The organism is Streptomyces sp. NPDC034086 (assembly GCF_055575515.1).
The window spans coordinates 207,217-222,612 of the sequence record NZ_JBVISM010000007.1; the positions used below are offsets into that span (position 1 = coordinate 207,217).

Genomic DNA, 15,396 nt, shown 5'->3' on the forward strand with positions numbered 1-15,396 from the left:
ACAAGATGGAGTGAACCCCCCTCGATCTTGCCTACCGGAGCCTGCGCGTGCTCATACGACTGCTGCGGACCCATCTGGGTCCGTACAAGAAACCCATCGCCGCACTGGTGCTGCTGCAACTCCTGCAGACCAGTGCGAGCCTCTACCTGCCCACGCTCAACGCGGACATCATTGACAACGGTGTCGTCCACGGGGACACCGGATACATCCTGCGCTTCGGCGCGCTGATGCTCGCGGTCTCCCTCGTCCAGCTCGTCTGCAACGCCGGGGCCGTCTACTACGGGGCGCGCACCGCGGCCGCTCTCGGCCGCGACGTCCGGGCCTCCGTCTTCGACCGGGTGCAGAGCTTCTCCGCGCGGGAGATGGGCCAGTTCGGCGCCCCGTCGCTGATCACCCGTACGACGAACGACGTCCAGCAGGTCCAGATGCTGGTCCTGATGACGTTCACCCTGATGGTCTCGGCGCCGATCATGTGCGTCGGCGGTATCGCCATGGCACTCTCGCTCGACGTGAAGCTGTCGGGCGTCCTGCTCGCGGTGGTGCCCGTGCTGGGCGTCTCGGTCGGGGCGATCGTCTGGAAGACGCGGCCCCTGTTCCGCCTGATGCAGGACCGCCTCGACGTCGTCAACCGCGTGCTGCGGGAGCAGATCACCGGCAACCGCGTCATCCGCGCCTTCGTCCGCGACGGCTACGAGGAGGAGCGTTTCCGCCGGGCGAACACCGGGCTGACGGACGTCTCGCTGGCCTCCGGCAGGCTGCTCGCCCTGATGTTCCCGGTGGTCATCCTGGTCGTGAACATCTCCAGCGTCGCCGTCATCTGGTTCGGCGCGATGCGCGTGGACGGCGGCGACATGGAGATCGGCCAGCTGACGGCCTTCCTCGCCTACCTGATGCAGATCGTGATGGCCGTCATGATGGCGACCTTCATGTTCATGATGGTGCCGCGCGCGGAGGTGTGCGCCGAGCGCATCCAGGAGGTCCTGGACACCGAGTCCAGCGTGGTCCCGCCCGCCGAGCCGGTGCGTACGCTCGCCCGGCGCGGGCGGCTGGAGCTGCGCGGCGCCGACTTCCGCTACCCGGGCGCCGAGGCCCCGGTGCTGCGCGGGGTGGACCTGGTGGCCCGCCCCGGCGAGACCACCGCGGTGATCGGATCCACCGGCAGCGGCAAGTCCACGCTGCTGGGGCTGGTGCCCCGGCTGTTCGACGCGACCGGCGGCGAGGTGCTGGTCGACGGGGAGGACGTACGCCGGATCGATCCGGAGCTGCTGGCCCGGACGGTCGGCATGGTCCCGCAGAAGCCGTACCTCTTCTCCGGGACCATCGCCTCCAACCTGCGCTACGGGCGCCCGGACGCGACCGACGAGGAACTGTGGCGGGCCCTGGAGGTGGCGCAGGCCAAGGACTTCGTGTCCGCGCTGGAAGGGGGGCTGGAGGCGCCCGTCACCCAGGGCGGGACGAACGTCTCCGGCGGCCAGCGCCAGCGTCTGGCGATCGCCCGGACGCTCGTCCAGCGCCCCGAGATCTATCTCTTCGACGACTCCTTCTCGGCCCTGGACTACGCCACGGACGCGGCGCTGCGTGCGGCGCTCGCCCTGGAGACCGAGGACGCGACGGTGGTCATCGTCGCCCAGCGGGTCTCCACGATCCGCGACGCCGACCGGATCATCGTCCTCGACGAGGGCCAGGTGGTGGGCGAGGGGCGCCACCACGAGCTGATGGCCGGCAACGAGACCTACCGGGAGATCGTGCTCTCCCAGCTGACGGAGGCGGAGGCCGCATGAGCGGGCCCGGAGGACGGATGATGATGGGGCCGGGCCAGCGGTCCATGGACTTCAAGGGGTCCGGCAAGCGCCTGCTGGGCCAGCTCGCGCAGGACCGGGCCAAGCTGGGCGGCATGGTCGCGGCCGTGGTCGGCAGCGTCGGCTGCGCGGTGGTCGGGCCGAAGATCCTCGGGGAGGCCACCGACCTGGTGTTCGCGGGGATCGTCGGCCGGCAGATGGCGGACGGCCAGACCAAGCAGCAGGCGCTGGACGGGCTGCGCGACCGGGGCCAGGGCGGCATGGCGGACATGCTGTCCGGCACCGACTTCACCCCGGGGCGGGGCATCGACTTCGGTGCCGTCGGGGTGATGGCGCTGTGGGCGCTGCTGGTGTTCACCCTCGCGGGCCTGCTGATGCTGGTCGCCACGCGGCTGTCGAACCACGTGATGAACGGCACCGTGTACCGGATGCGCGAGGAGCTCCAGGCGAAGCTGTCGCGGCTGCCGCTGTCGTACTTCGACCAGCAGAAGCGGGGCGAGGTGCTGAGCCGGGCGACGAACGACATCGACAACATCGGCCAGACCCTCCAGCAGACGATGGGCCAGCTGATGAACTCGCTGCTCACGATCGTCGGCGTGCTGGTGATGATGTTCTGGATCTCGCCGCTGCTGGCGCTGGTCGCGCTGGTGACCGTGCCGCTGTCGGTGGTGGTCGCGGCGAAGATCGGCAAGAAGTCGCAGCCGCAGTTCGTGGCGCAGTGGAAGAGCACGGGCGCGCTGAACGCCCACATCGAGGAGATGTACTCCGGCCACGCGCTGGTGAAGGTCTTCGGGCGGCAGAAGGAGTCGGCGGCGGTCTTCGCCGAGCAGAACGAGGAGCTGTACCGGGCCTCCTTCAGGGCACAGCTGGTCAGCGGCATCATGCAGCCGGTGATGTTCTTCATCTCGAACATCAACTACGTGCTGGTCGCGGTCGTCGGCGGTCTGCGGGTGGCCTCGGGCAGCCTGTCGATCGGTGACGTGCAGGCCTTCATCCAGTACTCGCGCCAGTTCTCGATGCCGCTGTCGCAGGTGGCGTCGATGGCGAACCTCGTGCAGTCGGGCGTCGCCTCGGCGGAGCGGGTGTACGAGCTGCTGGACGCGCCGGAGCAGGAGCCGGACGTCGAGGTTCCGGAGCGTCCGGAGAAGCTGCGCGGCCGGGTCACCCTCGACAAGGTGGCCTTCCGCTACGAGCCGGACAAGCCGCTCATCGAGAACCTCTCGCTGTCGGTGGAGCCGGGCCAGACGGTCGCCATCGTCGGCCCGACGGGCGCCGGCAAGACGACGCTGGTCAACCTGCTGATGCGGTTCTACGAGGTCACGGGCGGGGAGATCGCCCTGGACGGGGTGGACATCGCGAAGATGACCCGCGAGGAGCTGCGCGCCGGGATCGGCATGGTGCTCCAGGACACCTGGCTGTTCGGCGGCACGATCGCGGAGAACATCGCCTACGGTGCCGCGCGCGAGGTGACGCGCGCCGAGATCGAGGAGGCCGCGCGGGCGGCGCACGCGGACCGCTTCGTCCGCACCCTGCCGGACGGTTACGACACGGTGCTGGACGACGAGGGCGCGGGGGTCAGCGCGGGTGAGAAGCAGCTGATCACCATCGCGCGGGCGTTCCTGTCGGACCCGGTGATCCTGGTGCTCGACGAGGCGACGAGCTCGGTGGACACCCGTACGGAGGTGCTGATCCAGAAGGCGATGGCGCGCCTGGCGCACGGCCGTACGTCCTTCGTGATCGCGCACCGGCTGTCCACGATCCGTGACGCCGACGTGATCCTGGTGATGGAGAGCGGCTCGATCGTGGAGCAGGGCACGCACGAGGAGCTGCTGGCGGCGGACGGCGCGTACGCGCGGCTGTACGCGGCGCAGTTCGCGCAGGCGGTGGCCGAGGTCGACTGACCGGGAGCACGGACCGCGGCGCAGGCCGCAGGGGTGGGGGCGTCCTTCGGGGCGCCCCCTTCCCGTTTTCCCGTTCTTTCAGTCGAGGTAGCCGCGCAGCTGGTCGGCGAAGGCGTGGTCGCGCAGCTTGTTGAGGGTCTTCGACTCGATCTGGCGGATCCGTTCGCGGGTCACGCCGAAGATGCGGCCGATCTCCTCCAGGGTGCGGGGCCGGCCGTCGGCGAGCCCGTACCGGAGCTGGACCACCTTGCGCTCGCGCTCGCCGAGGGTGGAGAGCACGGCTTCGAGGTGTTCGCGCAGCAGGAAGAACGCGGCGGATTCCATCGGGGAGGTGGCGTCGCCGTCCTCGATCAGGTCGCCGAGGGCGACGTCGTCCTCCTCCCCGACCGGGGCGTGCAGGGAGACGGGCTCCTGGGCGAGGCGGAGCACCTCCAGGACCCGCTCGGGCGTCAGTTCCAGGTGGACGGCGACCTCTTCGGCGGTGGGTTCGTAGCCGCGTTCCTGGAGCATGCGGCGCTGGACGCGGACGACGCGGTTGATGAGCTCGACGACGTGGACGGGGACGCGGATGGTGCGGGCCTGGTCGGCGAGGGCCCGTGACATCGCCTGCCGGATCCACCAGGTGGCGTAGGTGGAGAACTTGTAGCCGCGGGCGTAGTCGAACTTCTCGACGGCCCTGATGAGTCCGAGGTTCCCCTCCTGGACCAGGTCGAGCATGGTCAGTCCGCGTCCGACGTAGCGCTTGGCCACGGAGACGACGAGCCGCAGGTTCGACTCGATGAGGCGGCGTTTGGCCATCCGGCCCATGACGACGAGTGTGTCGAGGTCGACGGCGAGCTGGGAGTCGAGGTCGGCGGCGCCGGCCAGTTTCTCCTCGGCGAAGAGGCCCGCTTCCACCCGCCGCGCGAGTTCGACCTCTTCGGCGGCGGTGAGCAGCGGGATCCTGCCTATCTCGCGCAGGTACTGGCGGAAGAGGTCCGCTGAGGGCCCGGCCCCGGTGCCGCCGTCCCGGCCGCGCGAGCGCTGCGGGGGCACCGGTGCGATGAGTTCGAGGACCTCGGGCTCCTCTTCCCCGGCGTCTTCCACGGTCTCGGCCTCCGGATCCGGATCGGAGGCGTCGTCCGCGGGGCGGCTCGCGTTCACGGTCAGGGTCTGGGTCTGCACGGGGGCGACCTCCAGGGCTCCGAGGACGGTGGCACCGCACCTCAGTGTGGGGTACGGCACATCGCTGCCACGAGGGGCGTGCGGGCACTTTCTGAGCCCGCCGCGTGACGGATGGTTACCCCCTGGCGGGAACCCCGATGCGGACCGGACGCATGTCCGAGCCGGCGGCGGCCTCCGGCCGTGCTCGGGCTGGACTCGGGCCGTGCTCGGCCCGTCCGGTGAGGGACGGCCGTCGTCCGCGGCCGTACCGCGTCCGGGCCCCGGGTTACGCCGGCTCCACCCGGACCGCGCAGACCTTGAACTCCGGCATGCGCGAGACGGGGTCCAGGGCCGGGTTGGTGAGGGTGTTGGCACGGCCCTCGCCGGGCCAGTGGAACGGCATGAACACGGTGTCCGCGCGGACGGCGTCCGTGACGCGGGCCGGGGCGACGGCACGGCCGCGGCGGGAGGTCACCGCGAGCGGGGTGCCGTCGGTGACGCCGAGGCGGGCCGCGAGGCGCGGGTGGAGCTCGACGAAGGGGCCGGGCGCGGCGGCGTTGAGTTCCGGCACGCGGCGGGTCTGCGCCCCGGACTGGTACTGGGCGACGACCCGGCCGGTGGTGAGCAGCAGCGGGTACTCGGCGTCGGGGACCTCGGCGGCGTCGCGGTGCGAGACCGCCGTGAAGCGGGCCCGGCCGTCGTCGGTGGCGAAGCGGTCCAGGAAGAGCCGGGGCTGTCCCGGGGAGCCCTCGGGGCAGGGCCAGAAGACGCCCTGCTCGGCTTCGATGCGGGCGTAGGAGATGCCCGAGTAGTCGGCGGGGCCGCCTTCGGAGGCGCGGCGCAGTTCGCCGAAGACCTCCTCGGGGTCGGTGGGGAAGCCCTTCTCCACGCCGAGGCGGGCGGCGAGCCCGTGCAGGACCTCGAGGTCGCTGCGGACCCCGGGCGGCGGGGTCAGGGCGCGGCGGCGCAGCAGGACGCGGCCCTCCAGGTTGGTGGTCGTTCCGGTCTCCTCCGCCCACTGGGTGACGGGCAGGACCACGTCGGCGAGCGCGGCCGTCTCGGAGAGGACGACGTCGGCCACGGCGAGGAAGTCCAGGGAGCGGATGCGTTCCTCGACGTGGGCGGCCCGGGGCGCGGAGACCACCGGGTTGGACCCCATGAGGAGGAGGGCCTTGACGTCGCCGCCGAGGGCGTCGAGGAGTTCGTAGGCGCTGCGGCCGGGGCCCGGCAGGCTCTGCGGGTCGACGCCCCAGACGCGGGCCACGTGTGCGCGGGCCGCCGGATCGGTGAGCTTGCGGTAGCCGGGGAGCTGGTCGGCCTTCTGGCCGTGCTCGCGGCCGCCCTGGCCGTTGCCCTGGCCGGTGAGGCAGCCGTAGCCGGAGTACGGGCGGCCGGCGCGGCCGGTGGCGAGGCAGAGGTTGATCCAGGCGCCGACGGTGTCGGTGCCCTTGGACTGCTGCTCCGGTCCGCGGGCGGTGAGGACCATGGCGGAGGAGGGCGCGCAGAACAGCTCGACGGCGCGGCGCAGTTCCGGCACCGGGACGCCCGTGATGCGCTCGACCAGTTCGGGCCAGTGGGCCATGGCGGCGGCCCGGGCGTCCTCCCACCCGGTGGTGCGGGCGGCGATGAACTCCTCGTCGGTGCGGCCCTCGGCGACCACGAGGTGCAGCAGTCCGAGGGCGAGGGCGAGGTCGGTGCCGGGGCGGGGCGCGAGGTGCAGGTCGGCCTGTTCGGCGGTGCGGGTGCGGCGGGGATCGACGACGATCAGGGTGCCGCCGTTGGCCTTGAGCTCGGTGAGGTAGCGCAGGGCGGGCGGCATGGTCTCGGCCAGGTTGGAGCCGACGAGGATGACGCAGCCGGTGCGCGGGACGTCCTCCAGCGGGAAGGGCAGCCCGCGGTCGAGGCCGAAGGCCCGCTGGTGCGCGGCGGCGGCCGAGGACATGCAGAAGCGGCCGTTGTAGTCGATCTGGGAGGTGCCGAGGGCGACGCGGGCGAACTTGCCGAGGGCGTAGGCCTTCTCGTTGGTCAGGCCGCCGCCGCCGAAGACGCCGACGGCGTCCGGGCCATGGGCGCGGCGCGTGCGGGCGAGGCCGCCGGCGACGGCGTCGAGCGCCTCCTCCCAGGTGGCCGGGACGAGCGGGCCGCCGGCGTGGGCGCGGACGAGCGGCTCGGTCAGGCGCACCCGGGAGGAGAGCACGGCGGGGGCGGTGCGGCCCTTGCCGCACAGCGCGCCCCGGTTGACGGGGAAGTCGGTGCGCTCCTCGACCGTCACCGTGTCGCCGTCGGGGGCGGGGCGCAGGTTCATGCCGCACTGCAGGGCGCAGTAGGGGCAGTGGGTGGCGGTGGCTTCCGGGGAGCTGTGCATACGGTCCAGGGTGCGGGCGGGGTGTTACGCGGGGGCCTCACCTCGCGTTACACGTGGGGTACGCCGGTCTCCCGGTGCCCGGCCCCGCGCGGTGAGCCGCACCCGAGGAGGCCCGTCGGCGGCCGGGCGTGGCTAGGCTGGCGGGGCCAGGACTGGAGGACACCATGACCGCCACGCTTCCCGAGTGGCTCTACCCGCCGCGCCCCAGCGGCTGGGAGGCCGACGACCTCGACCGCATCCCGAACCTGCCCCGCCACACCGAACTGATCGACGGAGCACTGATCTTCATGATGTCGCCCCAGCGGGCCTGGCACGACCGTGTCGTCCGCCGTCTGGCCGGCGCATTGGAGGACCAGGCATCAGAGGAGAGCACGGTCGCGGCGCAGATGACCGTGCGCCTGAGCGTGAAGAGCCGCGCCGAGCCCGATGTCATCGCAGCGACCGTCACCTACGACCCGGACCGGACCTGCTTCCTGCCGGAGGACGTCGCGCTGGTCGTCGAGGTGGTCTCCGACGAGTCGCAGGAGCGGGACCGGGAGACGAAGCCCTTCAAGTACGCCCGGGCCGGGATCCGGCACTTCTGGCGCATCGAGGAGGAACACGGCCTCCCGGTGGTGCACGCCTACGAGCTTGACGACACGACCCGCACCTACGTCCCCACCGGTATCCACCGGGAGCACCTCAAGACGAGCGTGCCCTTCGGCATCGACATCGATCTTGCAGGCCTCGCGCGGTGAGACCGGCCTACCGTCCGGTCAGGTACCTCACCGTCAGGCCTGCCGTCCAGCCGCCGTCCACGGCGAGTTCGGCGCCCGTCACGTACCCGGCGGCGTCGGAGAGGAGGAAGGCGACCGAGGCCGCGATCTCCTCGGGGACGCCGACGCGGCCCAGTGGGGCCCCGGGGTAGTTGCCCTCGCCGGCCCGGATGCCGACGGGAGCGGTCATCGGGGTGAGCGTCATGCCGGGGTGGACGGAGTTGACGCGGATCCTCGCCTCGGCGAGCTCGACGGCACCGATCTTCGACAGCCCCCGCACGCCCCACTTGGAGGCCCCGTAACCGGCGGTGAGGGCGAGTCCGGTGAGGCCGGCGGCGGAGGAGATGTTGACGATGGAACCGCCGCCGTTCTCCCGGAGCAGGGGTATCGCGGTCTTGATCCCGATGAACACACCGACCAGGTTGACCTCGACGACCTGGCGGAAGTGCTCGACGCTCTCGTGTTCCAGGAACTGGCCGGTGGGGATGCCGGCGTTGTTCACCAGTCCGTCGATCCGGCCGAACTCGGCCACCGCGTAGTCCAGCGCCGCCCGCCAGTCGGTCTCGCTCGTCACGTCGTGCCGCAGGAAGCGGGCCGCGTCGCCGAGTCCGGCGGCGGTCTCGGCGCCCTCGTCCTCCAGCAGGTCGGTGATCAGCACCCGGCCGCCCCCGTCGACGACCGCCTGCGCGGCCGCCGCGCCCAGACCCCGCGCGCCACCGGTGATGACGACGGCCTTGCCGCTCAGGTCCGCCGCAGCCCCCATGCCCCACACCCCCGCCGCGGACACCTCCGCATGTGACTAATCGGCATACGCCGACCGTGGCGTCAGTCTGCCAGAGCGGCCAGGACCCGCGACACCCCCTCCTCCTTCGGGCCGAGGAACCTCGGCCGCGGCTGGAAGGCCGCGTCGAGGGCCGCCTTGCCGGCCGCGAAGACCTCGCGGGCACCGCCGTAGTACCAGGTGGAGTCGTGCTCGTCGTCGACGCCGACGCCGTAGGAGTCCACGCCCGCCGCCCGGCACAGCGCCACCGCGCGGTGGATGTGGAAGTGCTGGCTGACCAGCACCGCGCGGCGCACCCCGAATATCTCCCGGACCCGCACGCACGAGTCCCAGGTGTCGAATCCGGCGTAGTCGCTGACGATCCGGTCGTCCGGTATCCCCCGGCCCCTGAGGTAGGCGCGCATCGCGCCCGGCTCGTCGTACTCGGTGCGGCTGTTGTCCCCGGTCACCAGGACCACCTTCACCTTGCCCGCGCGGTACAGCTCCACGGCCGCGTCGAGCCGGTACGCCAGGTACGGGGTCGGCCGGCCCTTCCACAGACCCGCCCCGAAGACCACCGCCACCCCGGCGTCGGGCGCGTCGGCGGTGGTCCGCAGCCGGTCGGCGGCCGTGGCGCGCGTCCACGCCGAGGGGAGCAGGGCCAGCACGCACAGCGCCATGACCGTCTGCACGGCCCTGCGGCGCACCCGCACCGTCCGCAGCCCGCCGGCCGGCGACCGCCCGGCCCGCTGCCGCCGCCCGGCCCGCCACCGCCCCGCCCTCGGCCGAGCCGCCCCGAGCCTCCCCGCCCACCCGGACCCCGGCGCGGCCACCCGCCGCCGCTCCCTCTCCCGGCCCCCCTCCTGGTCCCGCTTCCGGCCCCTCTCCCGATCTCTCTCCTGGTCCCGCTCCTGGTCCCGCTCGTGGTCCCGCTCGTCCATGACCGTCCCCCTCGTGCCGCACGCCCTTCGCACGGATTGACGAACCGCCCCCGCCCCCAGTTCCACCCGCCCCGCCTTTCACTCGTACGAATGACCGAGTGAGCCGCAGGAAAACACCCGTCACCCCCGCGCAACGCCCCCGCAATCTGGACCCCGCAGGATCGGTTCATGACGGAGCCGGTGCACCCTCCCGCCACCCAGCCCCTCCCCTCCTCCGCCCTCCCGCCCTCCCTCCCCCTCGGCAGCGCGGCCGAGCTGCTGACCCGGATCACCGACCAGCTCGGCACCCAGCTCAGCGGCCTGCGCCCGCCCCGCGCCCGGCACCACGGAGTCCTCCCATGCACCCCACCCTCGTCGCCGTGGCCCACGGCAGCCGCGATCCGCGCGCCCCGCGCACCGTCCTCGCCCTGCTCGAGCGGGTCCGCGAACTCCGCCCCGCCCTCGACGTCCGGCTCGGGCACATCGAGCTGAACCGGCCGCTGCTGTCCGACACCCTCCGGGACGCCACCGGATCGGCCGTCCTCGTACCGCTGCTGCTCGGGCGGGGGACCCACGTCAAGCGGGACCTCCCCGCCGCCGCGGCCCGCGCCGGGCACCTGCGGATCCGGACCGCCGCCCCCCTCGGCCCCCACCCGCTGCTCGTCGAAGCCCTGTTCGAGCGGCTCCTGGAGGCCGGCTGGACGCCGGGTACGGCCGTCGTACTGGCCTCGGCCGGATCCCTCGACCCGGACTCCGCCGCCGACACCCGGCGCGCCGCCGACCTGCTCTCCGAGCGGCTCGGCGGGGTGCCCGTGGTCCCGGCGTACGCCTCCGCGGCCGCCCCGAGCGTGGCGGACGCCGTCCGGGCACTGGCCGCCCGGGGGCACCACCGGGCCGCGGTGGCCTCGTACTTCGCCGCCCCGGGCCGGTTCGCCTCGGCGAGCGCCGCCGCCGCCACCGGCCCGGCGGCCGCCCCGCTCGGCGCGCACCCGGCCCTGGCCCGGCTGGTGCTGCGCCGCTACGACGAGGCGCTGGCCCGCAGCGCCGGCCAACGGGAACTGGCCACCGCCTGACGGCCGCACCGGCTCTGTACCGCCCGGATTGTCGGTGGCTCCGGTTAACGTCTGAGCATGGAAGGCACGCCGCACGCTCCCGCCCACGAGTCCTACGATCCGGCCGCCACCGAGCGCTGGGCCGCCGAGCCCGACAAACGGCCCGGCCGCACCGCCTTCCAGCGCGACCGCGCCCGGGTGCTGCACTCGGCCGCGCTGCGCCGCCTCGCCGGGAAGACCCAGGTGGTCACCCCGGGCACCCGTTCGTTCGACTGGGACGCCAGTCCCCGGACCCGGCTGACGCACTCCCTGGAGTGCGCGCAGGTCGGCCGGGAGCTCGGCGCGGCCCTCGGCTGCGACCCGGACCTGGTCGAAGCGGCCTGCCTCTCCCACGACATGGGCCATCCGCCGTTCGGCCACAACGGCGAGGAGGCGCTCAACGAGTTCGCCAAGGACTGCGGCGGCTTCGAGGGCAACGCCCAGTCCCTGCGCCTGCTGACCCGGCTGGAGCCCAAACGGTTCGTCACCGGCCCGGACGGCGAGCTGTCCAGCGTCGGCCTGAACCTGACCCGCGCCTGCCTGGACGCCGCCACCAAGTACCCCTGGGCCCGCGGGGACCACCCCACCGATCCCGCCTCGGTGAAGTTCGGGGCGTACGAGGACGACCTGCCGGTCTTCGAGTGGCTGCGGCGCGGCGCGCCCGCCGACCGCAAGTGCTTCGAGGCCCAGGTGATGGACTGGGCGGACGACGTCGCGTACTCCGTCCACGACTTCGAGGACGGGCTGCACGCCGGCCACCTCGACCCCAACCTCCTCTTCGCCGAGCCGGAGCGGGCCGCCATCTGGCGGGTCGCGATCGGCCGGTACGTGCCCGCCGACACCTCACCGGAGGAGCTGCGCGAGGCGCTGGACCGGCTGATGGAGCAGGACTGGTGGCCGCACGGCTACGACGGGTCGGCGGTGGCGCAGGCCCGCCTGAAGGACGCCACCAGCCAGCTGATCGGCCGTTTCTGCCTGGCCGCCGAGGGTGCCACGCGCGAGGCCTACGGCGCCGGGCGGCTCACCCGGTACGCGGCCGAGCTGGTCGTGCCGCGCGAGGCGCGCAACGAGTGCGCGGTCCTCAAGGCGGTCGCCGACCTGTACGTGATGCAGCGCGACGAGCAGGAGCGGCTGCGGGCCGACCAGCGCATCGTCCTGGCCGAACTCGCCGAGGCGCTCAGCGCCCGCGCGCCCGACGGCCTGGACCCCCAGTTCCGGGCGATCTTCGACGAGGCGCCCGACGACAGGGCCCGCAAACGGGCGGTCATCGACCAGATCGCCTGCCTGACCGACGCCTCCGCCCGCTCCCTGCACGCGCGCCTCACCCGGCGCGGGCGGCGCGCCGAAGGGTGAGCCGATCGGGCCACTCCCCCTTCACGCGGCAGGCTGGGTGCGGGACGCTCGCAAGGTGGCCGCACGTGGCCGATGGGTTATGAGGAGGCATCAGGTGGTCGACGCACACCAGACGTTCATCATCGTTGGCGCAGGGCTGGCCGGGGCCAAGGCCGCCGAAACGCTGAGGGCGGAGGGGTTCACGGGCCGGGTGATCCTGATCGGCGACGAACGCGACCATCCGTACGAACGGCCCCCCCTGTCCAAGGGCTACCTGCTGGGCAAGGAGGAGCGCGACAGCGTCTTCGTGCACAAGCCGTCCTGGTACGCGGGCGCGGACATCGAGCTGCACCTGGGCCAGCCCGCGGTGCACCTGGACCGGGACGCCAAGACGGTGCGCCTGGGCGACGGCACCCTGCTCCACTACGACAAGCTGCTGCTGGCCACGGGGGCCGAGCCGCGTCGCCTGGACATCCCCGGGACGGGGCTGGCCGGGGTGCACCACCTGCGCCGGCTGGCCCACGCCGATCTGCTGCGCAAGGCGCTGGCCTCCCTGGGCCGGGACAACGGCCACCTGCTGATCGCGGGCGCGGGCTGGATCGGCCTGGAGGTGGCGGCGGCGGCCCGCGGCTACGGGGCGGAGGTGACCGTGATCGAGCCGCTGCCCACCCCGCTGCACGCGGTGCTCGGCCCCGAGATCGGCCGGCTCTTCACCGACCTGCACGCCGAGCACGGGGTGCGCTTCCACTTCGGCGCGCGGCTGACGGAGATCGTCGGCCAGGACGGCATGGTGATGGCCGCCCGCACGGACGACGGCGAGGAGCACCCGGCGCACGCGGTGCTCGCCGCGATCGGGGCGGCGCCGCGCACGGCGCTCGCCGAGACCTCCGGGCTGGCCCTGGTGGACCGGGAGCACGGCGGCGGCATCGCCGTGGACGCCTCGCTGCGCACCTCGGACCCGGACGTGTTCGCCGTCGGGGACGTGGCCGCCGCCCACCACCCGGCGCTGGGCACCCGGCTGCGGGTCGAGCACTGGGCGAACGCGCTCAACGGCGGCCCGGCCGCCGCGCGGGCGATGCTGGGGCAGGAGGTCTCGTACGAGCGGGTCCCGTACTTCTTCTCCGACCAGTACGACGTCGGTCTGGAGTACTCCGGGTACGCCCCGGTGGGCGGCTACGACGAGGTGCTGGTGCGCGGGGACGCGGGCAAGCGGGAGTTCGTCGCGTTCTGGCTCTCGGACGGGCGGGTGCTGGCCGGGATGAACGTGAACGTGTGGGACGTCGTCGAGCCCATCCAGGCCCTGATCAGGTCGAAGGCGCCGGTGGACCGCGAAAAACTGGCGGACCCTTCCGTTCCGATTGAGTCCCTGGTGCCGGCGGAGGGGGCCTGACGGGTTTACCGGCGCCCGGCCGTAGAATTCACGGGTGGCAGGACGGATCAACGACGACGACGTGAAGGCGGTACGGGACGCGGTCCCGATCGACGCCGTGGTCTCGGAGTACCTCCAGCTGCGCAACGCCGGCGGCGGCAACCTCAAGGGGCTGTGCCCCTTCCACGACGAGAAGTCCCCGTCCTTCCAGGTCAGCCCCAGCAAGGGCTTCTACCACTGCTTCGGCTGCCAGGCGGGCGGGGACACCCTCGACTTCATCATGAAGATCGACCACCTCTCCTTCTCGGAGGCGGTCGAGCGGCTGGCCGGCCAGGCCGGCATCACCCTGCGGTACGAGGAGGGCGGCTACACCGCCGGCACCAGCGGCCGCGGCGAGCGGATCCGCCTCGTCGAGGCGCACAAGGCCGCCGCCGTCTTCTACGCGGAGCAGCTCGGCGGCGCCGAGGCGGAGATCGCCCGCCGCTTCCTGGCCGAACGGGGCTTCGACCAGGCCGCGGCCGAACACTTCGGGGTGGGCTACAGCCCGGCCGGCTGGGACCACCTGACCCGGTTCCTGCGCGGCAAGGGCTTCACCGACAAGGAACTGATCCTCTCCGGCCTGGCCCAGGACAGCCGCAGCGGCAAGCCCATCGACCGTTTCCGGGGCCGGCTGATGTGGCCGATCCGGGACATCAGCGGCGAGGTGGTCGGCTTCGGCGCGCGCAAGCTGCGCGACGACGACAACGGGCCCAAGTACCTGAACACCCCCGAGACGGCGATCTACAAGAAGTCCCAGGTCCTGTACGGCATCGACCTGGCGAAGAAGGAGATCGCGAAGACCTCGCGGGCCGTGGTCGTCGAGGGTTACACCGACGTCATGGCCTGCCACCTGGCCGGGGTCACCACCGCCATCGCCACCTGTGGCACGGCCTTCGGCGGGGACCACATCAAGATCCTGCGCCGGCTGCTGATGGACAACGCGACCGCCGAGGTGATCTTCACCTTCGACGGGGACGCGGCCGGGCAGAAGGCGGCGCTGCGCGCCTTCGAGGACGACCAGAAGTTCGCCGCGGAGACCTCCATCACCATCGCCCCCGACGGCATGGACCCCTGCGACCTGCGCCTCGCGCACGGCGACGCGGCGGTGGCCGGGCTCGTGGACGCGCGCACCCCGCTGTTCGAGTTCGCGCTGCGGCACATCGTGAGCCGGCACAACCTGGAGAACCCGGCGGGGCGGGCGGCCGCCCTGGCCGAGGCGGCGCCGGTCGTCGCGAGCATCAAGGACCTCTCGATCCAGCACGAGTCGGCGGTCCAGCTGGCCGGAATGCTGGGCATCCTCGACGAGCAGTTCGTGGTCAAGCGCGTGGCGCAGCTGGCCCGCTGGGCCCGCGAACGCGGCGGCCAGCCGCAGCAGCAGGGCCGCGGCCGTCACCAGGAACCGGCTCCCGCGCCGCCGGCGGCCGGCGCCGGCGGACCGGCGCTGAACCTGCGCAGCCCCGCCCACCGCACGGAGCGCGAGCTGCTCAAGCTGGCGCTCCAGCGGCCGGCCCTGGTCTCGCCCGCCTTCGACGCGTACGGGACCGACGAGTTCACCGCGCCGCCCTACGCGGCCGTCCGCCAGGCCATCCAGGACGCCGGCGGGGCCTCGCAGGCCACCGACGACTATCTGGCCCGGGTCCGCGACGCGGCTCCGAACGACACCGTCCGCGCGATGGTGACGGAACTGGCGGTGGAAGCCATCCACGCCAAGACGGTGGACGAGGTCTACGCCGGCGTCCAGCTGGTCCAGGTCCGCCTGCGCGCCGTGGACCGGCGGGTCCTGGAGATCCAGGGCGCCCTGACCCGGCTGAGCCCGCAGGCCCCGCCGGAGCAGCACGCGGCGATCCAGCAGGAGCTGTGGGTGCTCCAGCAGTACGGCCAGCGCCTGCGCAACCGCGGCGCCGAAGGGCTGTAGCCGCCGC

Annotated in this window: 11 protein-coding genes; 7 read left to right on the forward strand and 4 right to left on the reverse strand. The window is 72.9% G+C overall.

Annotated elements, in window-relative coordinates:
• Positions 1-47 precede the first annotated feature (47 nt).
• Positions 48-1,781 (forward strand): ABC transporter ATP-binding protein, encoded by a 1,734-nt coding sequence (locus ACZ514_RS18875; protein ID WP_468700490.1) that lies wholly within the window; start codon positions 48-50, stop codon positions 1,779-1,781.
• A complete protein-coding gene (locus tag ACZ514_RS18880) occupies positions 1,778-3,700 on the forward strand; it encodes an ABC transporter ATP-binding protein (RefSeq protein ID WP_468172114.1) in 1,923 nt (640 codons plus the stop codon). Before ACZ514_RS18875 ends, ACZ514_RS18880 begins: the two co-directional genes overlap by 4 nt.
• Before the next feature lie 78 nt (positions 3,701-3,778).
• Here the strand turns inward: ACZ514_RS18880 and ACZ514_RS18885 are convergent, their stop codons facing one another.
• Positions 3,779-4,924, reverse strand: a complete 1,146-nt coding sequence (locus ACZ514_RS18885; RefSeq protein WP_468172117.1) for an RNA polymerase sigma factor — start codon at positions 4,922-4,924, stop codon at positions 3,779-3,781.
• Positions 4,925-5,129: 205 nt separating this feature from the next.
• Positions 5,130-7,208 carry a molybdopterin oxidoreductase family protein gene (locus ACZ514_RS18890; RefSeq protein WP_468172120.1) on the reverse strand — a complete coding sequence of 693 codons (2,079 nt, stop codon included), beginning with the start codon at positions 7,206-7,208 and terminating at the stop codon, positions 5,130-5,132.
• A gap of 164 nt (positions 7,209-7,372) precedes the next feature.
• On the opposite strand from ACZ514_RS18890, the gene ACZ514_RS18895 reads away from it, so the two are divergent.
• Positions 7,373-7,945 carry a Uma2 family endonuclease gene (locus ACZ514_RS18895; RefSeq protein WP_468700487.1) on the forward strand — a complete coding sequence of 191 codons (573 nt, stop codon included), beginning with the start codon at positions 7,373-7,375 and terminating at the stop codon, positions 7,943-7,945.
• 7 nt (positions 7,946-7,952) lie between these two features.
• Here ACZ514_RS18895 and ACZ514_RS18900 read toward each other — a convergent pair whose 3' ends face one another.
• Both ACZ514_RS18900 and ACZ514_RS18905 read right to left on the reverse strand, forming a co-directional pair.
• Entirely contained in the window at positions 7,953-8,726 is a 774-nt protein-coding gene (locus ACZ514_RS18900) for a glucose 1-dehydrogenase (protein WP_468700484.1), read from the reverse strand.
• 62 nt (positions 8,727-8,788) lie between these two features.
• Complete coding sequence (locus tag ACZ514_RS18905; RefSeq protein ID WP_469125223.1) at positions 8,789-9,403, reverse strand: SanA/YdcF family protein; 615 nt, start codon at positions 9,401-9,403, stop codon at positions 8,789-8,791.
• A gap of 599 nt (positions 9,404-10,002) precedes the next feature.
• Between ACZ514_RS18905 and ACZ514_RS18910 the strand changes: the two genes are divergently transcribed.
• The 4 genes from ACZ514_RS18910 (at position 10,003) to dnaG (ending at position 15,389) form a co-directional block, all read left to right on the forward strand.
• Complete coding sequence (locus ACZ514_RS18910) at positions 10,003-10,716, forward strand: sirohydrochlorin chelatase (RefSeq protein ID WP_469125193.1); 714 nt, start codon at positions 10,003-10,005, stop codon at positions 10,714-10,716.
• 57 nt (positions 10,717-10,773) lie between these two features.
• Positions 10,774-12,087 (forward strand): deoxyguanosinetriphosphate triphosphohydrolase, encoded by a 1,314-nt coding sequence (locus ACZ514_RS18915; protein ID WP_469125194.1) that lies wholly within the window; start codon positions 10,774-10,776, stop codon positions 12,085-12,087.
• 94 nt (positions 12,088-12,181) lie between these two features.
• Positions 12,182-13,456, forward strand: a complete 1,275-nt coding sequence (locus ACZ514_RS18920) for an NAD(P)/FAD-dependent oxidoreductase (RefSeq protein WP_469125195.1) — start codon at positions 12,182-12,184, stop codon at positions 13,454-13,456.
• 34 nt (positions 13,457-13,490) lie between these two features.
• A complete protein-coding gene (gene dnaG, locus ACZ514_RS18925) occupies positions 13,491-15,389 on the forward strand; it encodes a DNA primase (RefSeq protein ID WP_468172141.1) in 1,899 nt (632 codons plus the stop codon).
• Positions 15,390-15,396: the final 7 nt, after the last annotated feature.